Annotated in this window: 15 protein-coding genes; 6 read left to right on the forward strand and 9 right to left on the reverse strand. The window is 62.1% G+C overall.

Annotated features, from left to right (window positions below; all coding sequences use genetic code 11):
- Window positions 1-317 precede the first annotated feature (317 nt).
- The 3 genes from G9X67_RS01990 (at window position 318) to G9X67_RS02000 (ending at window position 6,012) form a co-directional block, all read left to right on the forward strand.
- Complete coding sequence (locus tag G9X67_RS01990; RefSeq protein ID WP_171597898.1) at window positions 318-1,964, forward strand: acetolactate synthase large subunit; 1,647 nt, start codon at window positions 318-320, stop codon at window positions 1,962-1,964.
- Window positions 1,965-2,263: 299 nt separating this feature from the next.
- Window positions 2,264-3,388, forward strand: a complete 1,125-nt coding sequence (locus G9X67_RS01995) for a DNA repair exonuclease (RefSeq protein WP_138388977.1) — start codon at window positions 2,264-2,266, stop codon at window positions 3,386-3,388.
- Window positions 3,385-6,012 (forward strand): AAA family ATPase, encoded by a 2,628-nt coding sequence (locus G9X67_RS02000; RefSeq protein ID WP_171597899.1) that lies wholly within the window; start codon window positions 3,385-3,387, stop codon window positions 6,010-6,012. The genes G9X67_RS01995 and G9X67_RS02000 overlap by 4 nt, the downstream gene beginning before the upstream one ends.
- A gap of 39 nt (window positions 6,013-6,051) precedes the next feature.
- On the opposite strand, the gene G9X67_RS02005 is transcribed toward G9X67_RS02000, so the two are convergent.
- The 9 genes from G9X67_RS02005 to G9X67_RS02045 form a co-directional block, all read right to left on the reverse strand.
- Window positions 6,052-6,351: a type II toxin-antitoxin system RelE/ParE family toxin gene (locus G9X67_RS02005; protein WP_138333088.1), complete on the reverse strand. Its 300-nt coding sequence runs from the start codon at window positions 6,349-6,351 to the stop codon at window positions 6,052-6,054.
- 8 nt (window positions 6,352-6,359) lie between these two features.
- Complete coding sequence (locus tag G9X67_RS02010; RefSeq protein WP_171597900.1) at window positions 6,360-6,635, reverse strand: type II toxin-antitoxin system ParD family antitoxin; 276 nt, start codon at window positions 6,633-6,635, stop codon at window positions 6,360-6,362.
- Between the two features lie 117 nt (window positions 6,636-6,752).
- Entirely contained in the window at window positions 6,753-8,021 is a 1,269-nt protein-coding gene (locus G9X67_RS02015; RefSeq protein WP_171597901.1) for a trehalase family glycosidase, read from the reverse strand.
- A 19-nt stretch (window positions 8,022-8,040) separates the two neighbouring features.
- Entirely contained in the window at window positions 8,041-9,099 is a 1,059-nt protein-coding gene (locus tag G9X67_RS02020) for an ABC transporter ATP-binding protein (RefSeq protein WP_171597902.1), read from the reverse strand.
- 13 nt (window positions 9,100-9,112) lie between these two features.
- Entirely contained in the window at window positions 9,113-9,970 is an 858-nt protein-coding gene (locus G9X67_RS02025) for a carbohydrate ABC transporter permease (protein ID WP_171597903.1), read from the reverse strand.
- Window positions 9,967-10,818, reverse strand: coding sequence for a sugar ABC transporter permease (locus tag G9X67_RS02030; RefSeq protein WP_171597904.1), 852 nt, complete (start codon window positions 10,816-10,818; stop codon window positions 9,967-9,969). The genes G9X67_RS02025 and G9X67_RS02030 overlap by 4 nt, the downstream gene beginning before the upstream one ends.
- A 72-nt stretch (window positions 10,819-10,890) precedes the next feature.
- The gene (locus G9X67_RS02035; protein WP_171597905.1) at window positions 10,891-12,165 is read right to left on the reverse strand and encodes an extracellular solute-binding protein; all 1,275 of its coding nucleotides are present in this window, start codon (window positions 12,163-12,165) and stop codon (window positions 10,891-10,893) included.
- A gap of 42 nt (window positions 12,166-12,207) precedes the next feature.
- A complete protein-coding gene (locus G9X67_RS02040) occupies window positions 12,208-13,218 on the reverse strand; it encodes a LacI family DNA-binding transcriptional regulator (protein ID WP_171597906.1) in 1,011 nt (336 codons plus the stop codon).
- A 146-nt stretch (window positions 13,219-13,364) separates the two neighbouring features.
- Window positions 13,365-13,688: a hypothetical protein gene (locus G9X67_RS02045; RefSeq protein WP_171597907.1), complete on the reverse strand. Its 324-nt coding sequence runs from the start codon at window positions 13,686-13,688 to the stop codon at window positions 13,365-13,367.
- Window positions 13,689-14,068: 380 nt separating this feature from the next.
- Between G9X67_RS02045 and G9X67_RS02050 the strand changes: the two genes are divergently transcribed.
- From G9X67_RS02050 to G9X67_RS02060, 3 genes are all read left to right on the forward strand, one after another.
- Window positions 14,069-15,883 (forward strand): EAL domain-containing protein, encoded by a 1,815-nt coding sequence (locus G9X67_RS02050; protein WP_171597908.1) that lies wholly within the window; start codon window positions 14,069-14,071, stop codon window positions 15,881-15,883.
- An 84-nt stretch (window positions 15,884-15,967) separates the two neighbouring features.
- Complete coding sequence (locus G9X67_RS02055) at window positions 15,968-16,927, forward strand: HD-GYP domain-containing protein (protein WP_171597976.1); 960 nt, start codon at window positions 15,968-15,970, stop codon at window positions 16,925-16,927.
- 273 nt (window positions 16,928-17,200) lie between these two features.
- The gene (locus G9X67_RS02060; RefSeq protein ID WP_138388968.1) at window positions 17,201-18,211 is read left to right on the forward strand and encodes a LacI family DNA-binding transcriptional regulator; all 1,011 of its coding nucleotides are present in this window, start codon (window positions 17,201-17,203) and stop codon (window positions 18,209-18,211) included.
- The last annotated feature ends 27 nt before the right edge of the window (window positions 18,212-18,238 follow it).

The raw sequence follows: 18,238 nt of genomic DNA on the forward strand, positions 1-18,238 counted from the left end.
GCGCATCGACATAGAACGTTCGCTTTGGTAGCGACCACCGGCAAATCTCACCAAGGCGAACCGGCGGCCGGATCTGTGTGCTGCCGGCGGGAATACCGGGCTGAACTGCGACATCATTACGTCATCAGTCAAGCTGTTTGCCAACAGAACTGCGGAGAGCTTTTTTATTTCCGCGGCAAAACCTATCTACAAATTCTCGGCGGGATTGAGGACAACCGCCGATGCCGCCGAACGCATGGACAGGCCCGGAAAAGAACTTATCTTCGAGGGGCCTTCCTTTCTGGAAGCCTCGAACCGAACAGCACGGGCAACGATCCATGACCAAAGGCTCCGATCTTCTAGTGGCAGCGCTTGAGAACGAAGGTGTCGACCGCATTTTCGGCATCCCAGGCGAAGAGAATCTCGACGTCGTCGAATCCATCCGCAAGTCGTCGATTGAGCTCGTGCTCACCCGACACGAGCAGGCAGCAGCTTTCATGGCGGCGACCTATGGCCGCCTGACAGGAAAGCCCGGCGTCTGCCTGACGACGCTCGGGCCTGGTGCTCTTAACCTCTCGACGGGTGCCGCCTATGCCTTGCTCGGCGCGATGCCGATGGTGATGATCACAGGTCAGAAGGGGATCCTCTCGTCCCGCCAGGCGCGTTTCCAGGTGGTCGACGTCGTCGCGTCGATGAAGCCGCTCACCAAGCTCGCAAGGCAGATCGTGTCGCCGCAGATGATCCCGACGACGGTCAGGGAGGCGTTCCGCATCGCCCAGGAGGAAAGGCCGGGGCCGGTGCATCTGGAGCTTCCGGAAGATATCGCGGCCGAAGAATGCCAGGAGGTGGCGCTGATTGCGCCGCATCAGCTCGAACTGCCGACGGCAAGCGATGCGGCCCTCGATCGCGCCGCCGCTCTCATCGCCGCAGCCAAACGTCCGCTTCTGATGTTCGGGGCCGCCGCCTCCCGTCCCCGCTCGACCTCCGACATCGCGCAATTCGTGATCCGCACCCGCATTCCGTTCTTTACCACTCAGATGGGGAAGGGAACGGTTCCCGGCGGAACCGAACTTTATATGGGCACCGCCGCGCTGTCGGAGCGGGATTATGTCCACGAGGCCATCGAACAGGCTGACCTCATCATCACGATCGGCCATGACACGATCGAGAAGCCACCGTTCATCATGGGCAAGGGCGGCCCGAAGGTCGTTCATGTCGGATATCAGCCGGCGACCGTCGAGCAGGTCTACTTCCCGCAATCCGAAGTCATCGGCGACATCGGCCCTTCGCTGAAGGCGCTGGCGGATCGCCTCGAGGGCAAGCTGCCAAACGCGCAGGCGCTTCTTCATCTCCGGGAACGCATTCTCGAGCGCATCGCCGCGCGGGCGACGGAGGATCGCTTCACGCCACAGCGCCTGGTTCACGACATAAGAGAGGTGATGCCAAATGATGGCATCCTGGCGCTCGACAACGGCATGTACAAGATCTGGTTCGCCCGGAATTACCGCACGCGGATGGCAAACACGCTGCTGCTCGACAATGCTCTTGCAACGATGGGAGCGGGGCTGCCTTCGGCCATGGTTGCCTCGATGCTCTACCCGGAGCGGCGGGTCATGGCGATCTGCGGCGATGGCGGCTTCATGATGAATTCCCAGGAACTCGAGACGGCTGTCCGGCTGAAGCTCAACCTCGTCGTTCTTGTCATCGAGGACAATGCTTATGGGATGATCCGCTGGAAGCAGGCGGTGGACGAGTTCCCGGATTTCGGGATGACCTTCGGCAATCCCGACTTCGTGAAATATGCCGAATCCTACGGCGCCAAGGGAACCCGGGTCGACGATATCGGCCAGTTCAAACAGGTTCTCGAAGAGGCATTCTCCGGAGGCGGCGTCCATCTGGTGAACGTCCCGGTCGACTACTCGGAAAATGAACGCGTGCTGGTAAAGGAGCTTCGCGAACGGCTCCCCGCGATATTGGAGGCCTGAGATGCCGCCTGCCATGAAGGTCCACAGGCGTTCGACCGCGAGCCGCGGAATTGACGGCAGACGACGCGGCACGATGGAACAGATGCCTACCTCCTTGAACGGCGACTGGGGAATATGATGTCGAGCATCACTCAAAATTAGACAAGCATTGGATAACAGCTTGTTCAGCCAGGATCGACTTGCCTCGCCTGTTGTCGGGAGGCATGGTCTGTCACGGAACAACGGAATCACGAAACTACGGACGAGAGGTCCTTGACCATGCTCGAAAGCTCGCAGCGCAGCGCAAACATGGCTGATTGATGTTTTCCTTCTTGCACAGTTCGGACCTTCATATTGGCAAGCGGTTTGGCAATCTTCCGGAGGATTTGAGAGGGCGCCTGCGCGAGGCGCGGCATGGCGTGATCGGGAGACTCGCCAGTGCGGCACGAGAGCATGGGGCTGGTGTCATCCTGCTCGCGGGCGACACCTTCGATACCGAGACGCCGACACCGGCCGTGCTTCGCCAAGCGCTTGGCGAGATGGCCCGGAATTCACCGCTGCGTTGGGTTCTGCTTCCGGGCAATCACGATTCACTGCTGGCGGACCAGCTCTGGAGTGCTGCGCGTGGCGTGGTGCCCGACAATGTCATCCTGGCGACGGAAGCGGCGCCCCTTCCGCTTGGACCTGATGTCATGCTGCTGCCGGCGCCTTGCACGACCAGGAGGCCGGGCCGCGACCTGACCGAATGGATGACGGGTGCCGCCACACCGGACGGCGCTATCCGCATCGGCCTCGCCCATGGCCCGATCCAGGAATTTTCGGAGGATGCCACGGCCACCAACGTGATTGCGCCGAACCGCGCGGCGCTGGCCGGCCTCGACTACATGGCGCTCGGCGATTGGCACGGATCGGTGGCGGTGGACGCCAGAACATATTATAGCGGCGCGCCCGAGCCGGACCGTTTCAAGCATGACCGGCCGGGGCAGGCGATGGTCGTTTCCATTGCCGGGCAGGGAGCGATGCCGACGACGACGGCAGCAGTGACCGCCAGCTTTTCCTGGCAGACATTGCAGCTTCCGCTGCTGGCATCGGAAGACGGTGTTGAAGCGCTGAAGGCGGCACTGCCGGAACCCTTCGCGCGGCGACAAACCCTGTTGCGCGTCGCGCTGTCCGGCCGTGCCCGATTGAACGGGCGCACAGCAATGACCAGCCTGCTGCAACAGGTCGCGCCGGAATTTGCGCATCTGGAGATCGATACGGAACTGCTGGGGACCGATTGCGAGAGCGATGATCTCGAGATCATCGACCGAGCCGGTGCGCTACGCGATACTGCGGATTTGCTGCTTGCCGAAAGCCTCGACCAATCCCGCTCGGGCGATGACAGGGGCGTGGCGCGCGAGGCGTTGATCCGCCTGTTTTCCTATTGCGAGGCGATTGATCGATGAAACTCAACGCTCTTCGCCTTCACAATGTCAAACGCTTCGCCGGCCGTGGCATAGCCATCGAGGGCATTACCGACGGCGTCAATGTGCTGAGCGCTGCCAACGAACACGGCAAATCGACCTGTTTCGAGGCGCTGCATGCGCTGTTCTTCCAGCCGCACGGCGGCACGCCAAAGAGCGTACAGATGCTGCGTCCCTATAGCAGTGGCAATCCGATCGTCGAGGCCGATATCACGATCGAAGCCGGCCGCTATCGCCTGACGAAGCAGTTCTATGGCGGACGGCGCGCCAGCGTCACCGATCTCGGCAGCGGCCGGCTCGTCGCCCAGGCCGACGAGGCCGAGGCTTTCATCGGCGATCTCATTTCCGGCGGAACTGCCGGCCCGGCAGGCCTGCTCTGGGTGCGCCAGGGCGTCACCGGCATCGAAAATCGTAGCAAGAGCGAGGAAGAAAACGACAAGCGGGTGCGCGAAAGCCTGTTGTCTTCGGTGCAGGGCGAGGTGGAGGCACTGACGGGCGGACGGCGCATGTCGGCGGTGCTCGAAGCCTGCGAGGATGAACTCAATCGCCTGGTCACCGCGACGCTCCGGCCAAAGACCGGAGGCCGCTTTGTCGCCGCGCTCGACGATCGTGACCGGCTGCAGGCGGAGGAGGCGCGGCTGGCCAAGGAGGTGGAGATGCTGCATGGCGCACTCGACCGCCGCCGCTCTGTGCAGGCGAGACTCAGCGAACTGGAAAATTCGGACGAAGAGGCGGGCCGGAAGGCGGCGATTGCCAATGCCGAGTCGGTGCTCGAGGCCGCTAAACTGCACGACAGGGAACTCAAGGCACTCGATGCCGAAGCTGCCCTGGCCGCCAGCCGTCGCGATGAGGCGCAGCAGGCATTCGACCGCTTCCACGCGGCATTGAACCGCAGTGACGAACTCGCGCGGCGTTTCGCCGTGACGGAAAAAGAGCTTTCAAATGCAGCCGAGCGACGCGCGGCATCGCTGGCCGAAAGCGAGGCAGCAACGGCGGAGGTTCAGGCAGCCGAAGAGGATGAGCGGGTAAACCGCGAATGGCTGGCCCGGCTGGAGGCAGCACTGCGTTCGCGCCATGCCGCAGAGCGGCTGGCGGAGGTTCGTCTGCATCTCGACCAGGCGGAAGCGGCGCGGCGGCAGATCGAGGACGCGGAGGCTGCACATGCATTGCTCGCCATTCCAGCCGATGCGATCGAACGGCTCGAAGCGTTGGATCTAAAGATCGTTGGCTTGCGTGCAGCAGCCGAAGTCGGTCTTCCCAGGCTCAGGATCGACTACCTGAAAGACGCCTCCGGCTCGGTGAGCATGGATCGCCAACCTTTGCCGGGGGGCGAGGACAAGAGCTTTGCCGGGGTGGCGAAACTCGACATAGCAGGCGTCGGTACGCTGACGATCCATTCCAGCCGGCAGGCAGAACAGGACGGAGCGCTCGAGACCGCGGAAGCCACGCGCCAAACATTGCTTGCCAGGCTCGGTGTCGAGAGTTTGCGGGCGGCGCGACAGCGCGATATTGCCGCCCGGAACAAGCACGAGGAACTGGTGCGGGCACGGCAGCGGTTCGCCGACGTGGCTCCGAATGGTATCGACCAGCTTCACCTCGATGCCGCACGCTTTGCGGTACTCAGCCAGGGCCCAGTCGAACTCGACACCGACCCGGAGGAGGTGCGCGCCCGTCTCGCGGATGCGACGCAGCGTATCGACCTGGCGCGAAACCGGGCCCGGGAAGCGTCGATGATGCGCATGGAGGCCGGCGAGGCAATATTGCGTGCGCAGACGGAGCACGCCAAACTTGGTCAGGACCTCGAGGCCATCGTCGCGATCATCGGTCCCGAAGGCAGCCGAACGGAATTGCAACGGGACCTTGCGGCAAAGCTTTCCAGCGCCAAAGAACAATGCGACGCGGTTGAGCTCCGGGCCGGGCCTTTGCGCAGGGCCGGGCGGGACCTCGCCGGCGCGGAAGCCGCTCTTGCCAGGGCACGTTCGGTCGCCGACGCCGCAGCACGTGAAATTGCCAGGTTACGCGAAGAGCTTGCCGACCTCGGCGGTCAAATTCGTACCCGCTCAGACAGTGCGGTGGAAGAAAACTGGTTGGAAACTCGCGGTTTGCTTGACGCTGCGCGGGAACAGGTAAAGCGGTTCGAGGCGGAGGTCGCCGTCCTGGATCGCCTGCGCAAGGCGCTGACGGCGACGCGAGCAGCCGCGCGCGACCTCTATCTCAAGCCGGTCATGAGCGAACTCGCCCCGCTGGTCGGCCTGCTGTTCGACGACATCTCGATTACCTTCGACGGCGACACCTTGCTGCCGCAGATCGTGCGCCGCAACGGCCTGGACGAGGATGTCGATCGGCTGAGCGGCGGCATGCGGGAGCAGCTCTCGGTGCTGACCCGCCTTGCGTTCGCCCGGCTGCTCGCCCGCGACGGCCGGCCGGCGCCCGTCATCCTCGATGATGCGCTTGTTTATTCCGACGACGACCGGATCGAGCGGATGTTCGATGCGCTGCACCGCCAGTCACGCGACCAGCAGATCCTCGTCTTCTCCTGCCGCCAGCGCGCCTTCGCCAAGCTGGGCGGCAATGTGCTCACCATGCAGCCATGGCAGCCGGATTAGGGCGAGCGGTCGATCCTGTCGTCTGGTTTGAACCGTTTGCTAATTGTCGTCGAAGCTGACGTCCTGGCCGCGATGGAAGACACGCAGGATAGATACGATGTTCTCTTCCACCACAAACGCGATGCTTGCCTTGCCGCGATACCCAACGACGCGCAGTCCCGGCCGCAGGTCGTCACGCGCGGCGCCCCGCTCGGGAAACGTCTCAAAGCTGAGGCAGTAATCCACAATCTTACTGACGTAGTTGCGAGCCGTCTCCGGCCCGGCCTCGTCTATCAGATACACCAGCAGGGTTTCGAGGTCGTCGCTCGCCTCGGGCGCAAAAATAACGGTGCAGTTCATGCCCTGCGTTATTTCTTGGCGTGAGCGGCTACACGGGCATCGAGCCGCTGGCGAACTTCCTCGGCGGAGAGGGCGCGCTCGGGGTGGGCTTTCATTTCGTCATAGGTAGGCAGGACCTCATCGCGTAGCCATTTTTCAACGGCGGCGTCGCGGGCGGCCAAGGTGCGCAGGCCGTCACGGATAACTTCGCTCTCGGTCGCATATTCGCCGGAGCTGACTTTGGCCTTCACCATTTGCGCCATTTCCAGCGGGAGGGTGATGGTGAGAGGTTGGGTTGTGCGCATGGTGTGTATCCTCGTTATCTCCTTATAGCATGCCGTATGATTAAATCATACGCTTTACATATAAGCGATCCTTGGAGCGCTGATCGCGAAAATGGCTTGTTAGGCGCGACACCACGCTCAGGCAGGGTCTACGCCTCGCTCAAGCCACAGATACGCAGCAGCCGTCCAGGAAAAGCCGAGGCCGCCGCAGCCTTCGCCGGTGACGGGGTCGAAATATTCGGCGAAACCTTCCGTTTCGATCGCCGTGACAGTGGATTTTCGCAGCTCTTCGGAGGCATCCGCATGGCCATTGCGTTTGAGGCCGTTGATCAGAAGCCAGTTTATGATCGCCCAGGCGGGGCCGCGCCAGTAACGCTTCGGTTCCCAGCTTGCGCTGCCGGGCTTGGTTGTGGGGAAGGCGACCTTGAGGCTCTTGGACCAGGCCCTCATCTCGTCAACCAACGCATCCGCGATCGGCTTTTCGAGGTCTAGTGAGAGTAGGGGGATGAAGCCGGCTTGAGTCGCGGCCTCTATATCCTCGCCGGAGACGAGATCGCGCGAGACGAAGCGTGACAGGGCGGGGCGCCACTGGGCGAGGATAGCCTTGCGGGTCAGCGCATTCAACGCGGCGATCTCGGCGACATCGTCCATCCGGCCAAACTCGCGGGCGAGGGCTTCCAAATCTTCGCCGGCCTTGAGCAGGATGGCGGTCGTCTGGATCTCCGCGACCTTGAACGGTGCCTTTTCCCATTGTTTCGCCGGATCCCAGCCGCAAGCGGCATAAGTATCGACGAGATGGATGAAGCGGCGGTAATCCTCGTCGCGCGGACGCATGTCGGCATCGACATGGCCGGTATCCTTGCGCACGACGGGGGTATCGGTGGTGGTGGGTACACGAGCGAGCGCGATGTCCCAGGCGGGAGAATTGTCGCTGCCGCTTTCCCAGGGATGCAGGAGTGCGACGAGGCCGGTGCCTTCGGGGTCGCGCGCCGAGTACCACCAGCGATGCCATTTCAGCGCCGCTTCGTAGAGGGGGAGAGTGCGCGCCTCGGCATCCTTGCCGGCGGCCTCATACAGCTTGCGCAGTGCGATCGCGAAGACCGGCGGCTGGGTTATGCCAGAAGTCGGGGTCGTATGCTTCGTACGCCAGACGTTCGGCCCCGGGAAATAGGTATCGCTGGGCGCGTGGAAGACGATATGCGGGATCATCCCGTCCGCCCACTGGCCCTCGACCAGCCGCTCCAACTCCCGATAGGCGCGATCGGTATCGTAGAGCGCAAAGCCCATGGCGACGAAGGCGGAATCCCAGTTCCACTGGAAGGGATAGAGCCGGTCGGTCGGCACGGTATAGCCGCCGCGATCGTTCACGGCGAGGATGCGCTTCGCCTGGTCGATATGCGTGTTCATTCTGGATGCTCCGGTATTCTTAGGCCTGGACGGCCGGAAAGGACTTGCCGCTTTCGGGCGAAAGCCAGGTAATGCGTTTCTGGTCGAGCTTCAGGCCGATCGTGTCGCCGCTCTTCACGGTTTCCGAGGCCGGCAGGATGACACGGACCGGCTGGTCGTGGATCGAGCCGGTCAAAAGCAGGTGCGAGCCCATCGGCTCGGCAACGCGCACCCGCATTTCGAGGCCCTGCGGCAGCGGCGCGAGTTCGACTGCCTCGCCGCGCAGGCCGAGAATCACCTCATTGCCGGAGCCCTGCGGCGCGGCAAGCCGCTCGGCGCCGGCTGCAACCTGGCTGTTCGTGACCGGCACCTTGATGAAGTTCATCGGCGGGTTGCCGATGAAGCCGCCGACGAAACGTGTCGCCGGGTGATTGTAGATCTCGACCGGATGGCCGACCTGCTCGACCACGCCGCCATGCATGACGGCGATGCGGTCGGAAAGGCCCATCGCTTCCGTCTGATCGTGGGTGACGTAGATCGTCGTGGTCCCCGCCGATTGCAGCACCGTCTTGAGTTCGGTGCGCATTTCGAGGCGGAGCAGCGCGTCGAGGTTCGAAAGCGGCTCATCCATCAGGAGAACCTTCGGTTCGACGGCAAGGGCGCGAGCGACCGCGACGCGCTGGCGCTGGCCGCCGGAAAGCTTGTTCGGGTAGCGGTCGAGATATTGCTCGATATGCAACAGGCCGGCGGCCTTCTCGACCTGCGCCTTCACGCGTGCGTCGTCGGCCTTCTGCATCCGCAGCCCGAAGGCGACGTTTTCGTAGACCGTCATATGCGGAAAGACGGCATAGTTCTGGAAGACCATCGCAAGGCCGCGATCCTTGGGAGGCAAGCCGATCACCGACTTGTCGCCGATACGGACATCTCCCGATGTTGCCGTCTCGAGGCCGGCGATGATGCGCAGCAGCGTGGTCTTGCCGCAGCCGGACGGGCCGAGCAGCGAGACGAATTCGCCGTCGTTGATCGTCAGCGAGACCTCTTTCAGCGCCTGGAAGGCTCCGAAGCTCTTGCGAATGCGGTCGATGACAATATTGGCCATATCTCTGGTCCCGTTATTTGGAGGAAATGCCCCAGATCGCGAAGAGGTAGCGCCTGACCGCGAAAATGAAGACAACCGAGGGAAGGATGAGCATCAGGCCCCCGGCAAAACGGTAGTGCATCGGGCTTTCCGAAAGCACGGTCAGCAGGTAGGCGGTCAGCGTGCGGTTGCGCACCGTCAGCACCGAGGCGGCAAAGACCTCGTTCCACGAGATGACGAAGGCAAAGACCGCGGTTGCGACGATGCCGGGAAGCGCCAAGGGTGCCACCACCTTGAAGAAGGCCTGGATGCGGGTGCAGCCGAACACCCAGGCAGCTTCCTCCAACTCCTTCGGCACGCCGAGGAAAATCCCTTGCGTGACGAGTGCCGCGAAGGGCAGCGCCAGGACCGTATGGATGAGGCCGACGCCGACGATCGTATCGTAGAGGCCGAGCCGGATGAAGGAGACCGTCAGCGGCAGCGCCAGGATTGCCAGCGGAAAGGCGCGGGTCAGCAACACCAGCAGGCGGTAGCTGTCCTTGCCGCGGAAATCGTAGCGGGCGAGCGCGTAACCTGCCGGCGCGCCCAGCAGGATCGAAAGCGCCACCGTGATGCCGGCTGCGCCCAGCGAATTGAGGAAGGACTGGACGACGCCTTCGGTTTTCAGAAAGAGAATGAAGGGCTCGAGCGATATGCCCGTGGGAAGACCGGTCTTCGGCCAGATATAGACGCCCTGGCGGCCGCCGAGCGCCCCGAGTGCGACCAGATAGATCGGCACCAGCACCCAGGCACAGAGTGCGGCAATGCCGCTCCAGAGCAGCCAGCGGCGTGAAGAGATGAAGCCGGCGGCTTTGGGTGTGTCTTTGGCCGTACTGATGGTGTCCGTGGTCATGGCAGGCGCTCCGGATCGACTTTCAAGGCCTTCAGATAGATGAGCGTGGCGGCAAGCGAGATGATCATGATCAGCACCGCATAGGCGGCAGCAACGCTGTAGTTCTGGTTCTGATTCTGCCAGTTGTAGGCCTCGCCGACGAGGACCGGGAAATTGCGTCCGCCGAGCGCATAGACCACCGCGAAGACCTCGAAGGCGAGCACGGTGCGTAGGATCAGCGCCGATTGCAGGGCCGGACGGATCAGCGGCAGGGTGATGCGCCAGAAGCGCGTCCACGGGCCTGCGCCGAAGATTTCGGCGGCTTCCTTGAATTCCTTCGGCACCTGGTTGAGACCGGCGACGATGATCACCATGACGATGGCCGTGCCGCGCCAGATTTCGGCCACCGCAATCGCGATGAAGAGCGCGACCGGTGTCTGGTAGGAAAGCCAGCTTGCCTGCCTGCCGATGATGCCGAGGCCGAAGAGCAGCGAATTCAGATAGCCGGTATTCTGCAGGATCGACAGCCAGACGAGACCGGCGGCGAGGTCGGAAATGCCGAGCGGGATAGTCCAGATCCACAGGATCGTCTCCCGCCCGCGGCCGACCTTGGCGACCATCGTGCCCATGGCAAGCGCAATGGCGATCTGCACCGGCACGACCGCGATCGTCAGCAGGAAGGTGTTCTTCACCGAGCGGGTGAAATTGATGTCGGTTAGCATGCGCTCGGCATTCGCGAGCGACGGCGCGCCATTGTCCGAAACCGCCAGCCAGATCGTCTGCACCAGCGGCACGACGAACAACAGCGCCAGGAAGGCGACGGATGGCAGGATTAGCAGATAGGGGATCCAGGGTCGGCTATTGGTCATCGGCTCCCGCCTTGACGAGCAGAGTGGTGAAGGAGCGCCCGGGCATTTCGCCCGGACGCTTGCTAAGCGGATTTATTCGACCGGGCAGGGGCCGTCGCTCTTGGCATCGGGTGCCCAGCAGGCAGCCTTGGTGTCGGCCATCAGCTTGGCCATCGTGGCGCCCTGGGCTTTCAGCACGTCGGCAACGGGCTCGTTCTGCAGCACGATGCGCTGGAAACTGTCCATGTAGACCTTGTTGAACTCGCCGCCCTTGTCGCCGAGACCGACTGGGAGCAGCGAGATGACCGCGTCCTTGGAAGCCTGGGTGGCCGTGACCGCACCGGCGAGAAGGGCGACGCCGGCGTCGAGATCCGGCGGCAGCTTGATGTTCAGCGTCGGAAAGAAGCCGACCTTGGAGGCAGTGAGGAGCTGCGTCTCCGGCATGGACAGGTGCTCGATGACCTTTTCGGCGCCGGCCTTGTCAGGCGCCCCCTTCGGAATGGCGAGACCGGCAACGACCGGCATGTAGCCGCGGCCCTTCGGACCCGCAGGCGCCGGGAAGACGACATAATCGTCAGGTGCTGCAGAAATGGCATTCTTCAGGCGAGCGATATGGTCCCAGGCGACCATGACTTCGCCGGCTGCCAGCGGCTCCTGCATGAAGTCGTAGCTGGTCGAGTTCGGTGTCACATAGGCCCATAGCGCCTTCAGCTTCTCCCAGCCGGCGGCCGCATCCGCACTCTGGAAGGTGCGCACGACACCTCCCGTAAACGACGGATAGAAATAGCCCTGGAAGTAACGCGCCATCAGCCCCTTCGGGCCGGCCGGGAAACCGATCTGCGGCTGGCCCGTCGCCTCCTGCATGTTCTTGCCCCACTCGATCAGCTGATCGTAGTTCAGCGCGTTCACGTCGGCGCCATCAGGCAGGTATTGCAGGGCTTCCTTCTTGGCGGCCATGACATAGGTCGCCTGCATCCACGGAATGTACTGCTGGGTCGACTTGCCGAGCTTGCCGAGGTCGAGCAGCGACTGCGGCATGCCGCTCGCTGCCAGCTTCTTGGCAAGATCGTCGAGCGGCTCGAGCGTGTCCTTGTCGGCGAGCGGCGAGAGCTCCCCATGCAGCGCACCCACGAGGCTGACGGTGTGCTTGCCGGCCTGGCGTTCGGCCTCCATGCGCACCGCAAACTGCGGCGGCTCCTCGACCACGTAATCAACCGAGCCGACGTCCTTCAGAAGTTCCTCGCGAACGACGGTCGCCTCCTCGATCGGACGAAGCTGGGTGGACACGAAAACCGTCTGGGCAAGCACCGGCGAGGCGAAGGCCAGCACGGTGGAAGCCAGAATTCCAAATGACATGATATGTTTCATCTTCTCCTCCTTCATTGTTCTTTGTTTGAGATGCACTGCTGTCTATGCCGCTCGAAGCGGACGGCGGTGGCTGTCGCGATCGACGAATTCGATCGCGTGAAGCTCCTGGAGTTCTTCGGCGGGTTCGCCGGCAATGGCGCGCAGCAGCAGCGAGGCGAAGCTCGCGCCGAGGTGTTCGCCGGTCATGCGCATGGTCGAGAGCGGCGGGCTGGTGAAGGCGCCCATCGGCAGGTCGTCATGGCCGACGATGCTGATCTGGTTGCCGCCATCGACCTCGCGCAACGCCCTGAGCGCCCCGATCGCCATTTCGTCGGTGGCGCAGACGAGTGCGGTCGGACGCGAGGGTTGGCGCAGAAGTTCGAGTGCTGCGAGATAACCGCCCTGTTCCAACGGCGCACCTTCGGCGCAGAGATCAGTGGCCAGGCCGCATTCCTCCATTGCCGCCCGCCAGCCACGGCAACGGTCATGTGCGAAGTAATATTCCTGCGGGCCGGCGATATGGCCGATACGACGGTGGCCGGCGCCATGGAAGCGTAGCGTCGCGGCCCGGAAGCCGGCAAAGCCGTCACCGTCGATAAAGGGATGCGGCAGCAGGCTTTCGCTGCGGCCGTTGGTAACGAAGGGAATGCCGCGCGACTGCAGGAATTCGACGCGCTCGTCCTTCCGCTTGGTGCGGACGAGAAGCATGGCGTCGACGCGGCGGCCATCGACGAAGCGACGGCAGATGTCGAGTTCGCTCTCGCCGCGCGGCACGGGCGCAATCACCAGATTGAGGCCGGCAGCAGCAAGATGTTCGGCACAGCCGGACAACATATCGAGGAAATGCGGAGGGCCGATATGGCCGGGATCGCTCGGCAGCGTGACGGCAACGAGCTCGGCGCGTTGCCTGCGGAGGCGGCGGGCCGAAGCATTCGGCCGGTAGCCAACCTTGTCGGCGGCCTCGCGAACCCGCTCGCGCGTGGCGGCCGACACATCGGCATAACCGTCGAGCGCACGCGACACCGTGGTGATCGACAGTCCCAGCGATTGCGCGAGCTGTTTGAGATTGGCCAAGATCTTCCTCCCGAGGTGAGAAAAAGATTCTCCAAAACGTTTTGGGAGTCAAGCCAAAACGTTTTGGATTTGTGCCGATGTCGCGCGCATTGATCTTTCAAGACGGAGCGGAGACGTCACAGAGATATGCGAAAGGGCGGGGGTTCTCAGCGCAGCCTAGGCGGGACCACTATCTTATGTATCTGGATACGCTCGGGAAGTTCGCAAAGTAGTTCTGCATCTCGCGCCAGATGATGAACCTGCTCCGGATCACCTTTCGTAAACGCCGTCATCGATTGTATGTCGGCCCAGTAGGAGATCGTCGTGAACCATGTTTCATCCTTTCGATCTTCGCGCAACAATTGGGCGCCGAGTGCCGTCTTTAGCAGTGGTGGAACTCCCTCAGCGCGATTGTAAGCTTCGTATTCATCAGCAAATTCCGGCTTCGTGCGACCGCGCCAGATACGAGCAATAGTTGGAACTTTCGTCATGTTCTGCTCTCCGTGACATCTGAATGAAGCAAGCCGACGGTCGAGGACGTCTGCCTCAAACGGCATGGCATCGCGGAACAAGGCACCAAGCCCGCCAACCAGAGGGGATTATGCGCCGGGCATGCGCCAATCCGGGCATCACACCCGTTCACAGCCCGAAACGTCTGTTCCACGAGCAAAAGGAGATGAGTCCCACGATCGATTATTCAAGGTCTGCGTGAGCCGATCGACCCGGCCTCGGGTCTGGACCTTCTACCCCGCTTGGGGGCTCGGCCGTTGATGGCTCGCGAGTGCGTCTATTCGATCAAAATCTAATCAACGGCGTAACCTGATTTGAAAGTCGGTTTGGTACGGAGGGTCTCCTTCCGGGAAGTGACGTCATGATCCTTGAGTTGCAGAATGCCATTCTGGAAATGATTGCCAAAGGGGAACCTCTGGCAGCAACGATCGAGCAACTTTGCCTCCGGGTTGAGGCCGTCGTTCCCGGGGTCATTGCTTCGGTGCTGACGTTCGACGGGAGCCGTCTTCACACGCTTGCTGGACCCTCTCTTCCGCCTGACTATTCAGCGGCTGTCGACAATCTTGAAGCCGGTCCTCTTGCGGGCTCCTGTGGCGCTGCTGCCTATTTTGGAGAAGCGGTCGTTGTCACCGATATCGAGACCGATCCTCGTTGGCAGGACTTCAAGTCTCTGGTTCTTCCGCTAGGGTTGCGGGCTTGCTGGTCCAGCCCGATCAAGAGCGGCGAGCGGGTGATCGGCACCTTCGCCTTCTATTATCGAGAACACGGCGCTCCGAAGGCCGTCGAACGGGACCTCGTCGAGGCTTGTGTCCATCTTTGCACAATCGCCATCGATCGCGAAGAACGGGTGATGGAACGTCAGCGACTGACATACAGCGACGCTATGACGGGACTGTCGAATCGTGCTCGTTTCAACCAGCTTCTCGCCGAAGATCTGCCTCGATCCCGGCGCGCCTGGGGCATCTTGCTGGTGGACATCGACAACTTGAAACTGGTGAACGACACGTTCGGGCACGCAGCCGGCGACGCATTGATTCAAGTGGTTGCAGACCGGATCTCCGCGACAGCAGGCGCCAAAAACACGTTCAGGCTTGGTGGAGATGAGTTTGCTGTCATTGTATCGGACGACAAAGACCTTGATCTGAATGCGAGGGCATCCGCCATCCTCGAAGCACTGTCCTCTCCTTCAACGTGCGACGGCCATGTCGTCTTTCCCGCCGCGACGATTGGCGGCGCGTTGGCAGAGACCGAAACAAACCCCGATCAGACCCGCCAGAACGCCGATGTGGCGCTCTACCATGCGAAAGAACACAACCGTGGCCGGTACGTGCAACACTATCCCGGCCTGGGCACCGCCCTCACCAGACGCTTCAGGGCGGTTCGGGACGTGGGCATCGCCCTAAAAGACGATCGGATCGACGCGCATTACCAACCGATCTTGCGCCTGGATACGCGGGAAATTGTTGGTTTCGAAGCCTTGTGTCGAATGACCACGCCTTCCGGCCAAATCATAGCAGCAGCGCATTTCCATGAGGCGACGAAAGACGCGCATATTGCTGCTGAGCTGACCCAACGGATGTTGCTGAGGGTTGCGAAAGACATCCGCAGCTGGCTCGCCCGAGGCCTTCCTCTCCAACATGTCGGCATCAACCTGTCCGCCGCAGATTTTCGTGGCGGCAATCTGCAAGACAGGCTGTGCCGAATTTTCGGGGACGCGGAGGTTCCTCTCAAGCACATCATCCTCGAAGTGACGGAATCGGTTTATCTCGGACAACGGGACTATGTCGTAGCGGACGAGATAAAGGCTCTTCGGTCCAAGGGCTTGCGGGTTGCCCTCGACGACTTCGGCACGGGCTACGCGTCTTTGACCCATCTGCTGACGGTGCCGGTCGACATCATCAAGATCGACAAGTCCTTCATCGACCGCATGGTGCCGGGCGACGCTGGGACCTTCATCGTTGAGGGCCTGATCGGAATAGCTGACAAGCTGGGGATCCGGGTCGTCGCAGAAGGGATTGAAACAGAACCCCAAGCTGTTCAATTGAGCCAGCTCGGCTGCAAGCTCGGACAGGGCTATCTGTTTTCGAAAGCAGTCGATCGAACGGTTGCCGCGGCCATTTTAGAGCAGCATGGACAACGGCTCAACCAAGACAAGACCCGTGCCGGAGCCCTATAGCCTGAGCGAGGTTTTCGCGCTCGGGCCAGCCCCGGATACCTGAGACAACGCTTGAGTACCAAGATTATTTTGAACGGATCAGAGATGCGAAAACGGATACATGTCAGCCAATTGCGGGTAGGAATGTATGTCGAGGACGTCGAGATTGAGGGAGAAGACAGGACACGCCGGTTCAAGCCGTTCCTGATCTCGGCCGCCGGTCAGGTCGAGAGTTTGATGGCAAACCGCCTGATGACTGTTGTTATCGACGTCGGAAAAGGCGCGGATGTCGATCCGGGCGGGGCACAGGACATCGACCGGGCTGCGTTTGACACCCAGCTTCGTGCCGTGTTTTCGGCGAAGGATATCAAGCAGGCGAGGGAATGCGTCGAGGATACAAGACCGCAGATCCGCCAAATGCTTGCCCACGCCAGGATCAAAGCTTCTTTCGCCAGTGATGCGGCAAGCGCAGCTGTGGAGCGGATCATGTCGGCAGCCTTCGACAACGCCGGCGCGCTGATCGCAGTCGCAAAGCTGAAGGAAAAAGATGAGCTGACGTTCCTCCACTCGCTGGCGGTAAGCGCGTTGATGATCACCCTAGGGCGCAGCCTCGGTCATGGAGAAGAGGATGTGCGGGTATTGGGACTCGGCGGACTGGTTCACGATCTTGGAAAAATGGCGCTCCCGGACGAAATTTTGACGAAACCCGGTAAACTGACGGCCGAGGAAATGGATCTTGTCCGCGGGCATCCTCAGCGGGGATATGAGCTGGTTTCCCATGTCGCGCATGTCCCGAAGCCGGTGCTCGACATTTGTCGGTACCACCATGAAAAGTTCGATGGCTCGGGCTATCCTGGCCGGCTCGCCGGAAAGAAGATCCCTTACGTCGCCCGGCTTGCGGCGATTTGTGACGTTTACGAAGCGCTGACCACAATCAGGCCGTATAAGCGCGCCTTCTCGCAAGCGGAGGCGATCAACATGATGATGAATTCGCCGGGCCATTTCGATAGCCAGCTTCTTTCCGCATTCGTGTCAAAAATGGTGATCAGCGGCACGCTCCACTAGAGCCATCATTTACCGGACGGCGCGTCGTACCGGCCAAACGTCACTTGTAACTCCGCTCGGATCGGCGGTCATTTCGGCAGCAGAGGCAACCCCGACCAGCGCCGGGCAGGCCAAGCGCTGATCGTCTACAGGGGGTAAAGATTGCGCGCCGATAGGGGGCAGTTTGTGCGCCGATTGACAGATAGGTGTTCGGAACGCTGAGCAGTGCGCGTAAAAAGCCGCTTGACAAAACGCGTCCGCCACGACTATTGGGTAATCGATCACCCAAGGAGGATGGTGAGGATCGTGGCAGCATCTCTTTCTGACATCGCGGAACGTGCGGGCGTCTCGGTAAAGACGGTTTCCGGCGCATTGCACGGCGGCTCCGCCCGCATGTCGGACGATACGCGCCAGAAGGTCAAAGCCATTGCGGAAGAACTCGGCTACGTGACCAACCTTGCGGCGCGTGGCGTGCGTCAGGGCTGGCTGCCGCTGGTCGGAGTCGTCTCCGACGGCCTCATCACTTCGCCCTTCGCCACCGAGATCGTGCGTGGCCTCGACGGGGCGGCCCGCAGCGCCGGCATGGCGGTCTTTGCGGTCAACCACCGCAGCGGCCAGTCTATCGGCTCGGTGCTCGACGAGGTGCAGCAGTTCCGGCCGCGCGCCGTTGCTTATGCCGCCATGTACCACAAGGATGTCGCCCTGCCGGACAGGTTGGCGGGCGCCGTCGGCGTCATGATCAACTGCCGCGAGGCTGCCGGCCGCGTCACCGCGCTGGTGCCGGACGAAGAGGGCGGCGCGCGGGAGATCGTGCGTTATCTCCTCGTCGCCGGCCGCCGCCGCATCGCCTTCATCAACCTGCCGGGCATTCTCGCCGGCACGCTACGCGAGACGGGGTTTCGTGCGGCGCTTGAGGAGGGGGGCATCGACCCCATCGGCGTTCTGCCGGCGGTGCGCCGCAGCGTCTATAGCGACCGCGCGCCAAGCCTTGTTGCCTCTCATGTGGAGGCGCTTCTGAAATCCGGTCAACGGCCTGACGCCATCTTGTGCGGCAATGACCGCGTGGCGATGGAAGTCTATGCGGCGCTTGCCCGTGCCGGCCTTCGCATTCCGGATGATATCGCGGTGGCAAGCTTCGACAACCAGGTCGAGCTGGCCTCGCGGCTGGACCCGCCATTGACGACGATGGCCCTGCCGCACCGCGCCATGGGCCGCCTTGCCATGGAGATCCTCCTGGCCGAGCAGCCCGAACCGCCGCATCTGCATAAACTGCCGTTCCATCTGGTCGAACGGGCATCCGTCTGAACATCGAATAGTGCCAAACAGGAGGAG

Origin of the sequence: Rhizobium sp. WYCCWR 11152, assembly GCF_013087615.1 — a bacterium.
GTDB lineage: Bacteria > Pseudomonadota > Alphaproteobacteria > Rhizobiales > Rhizobiaceae > Rhizobium > Rhizobium indicum.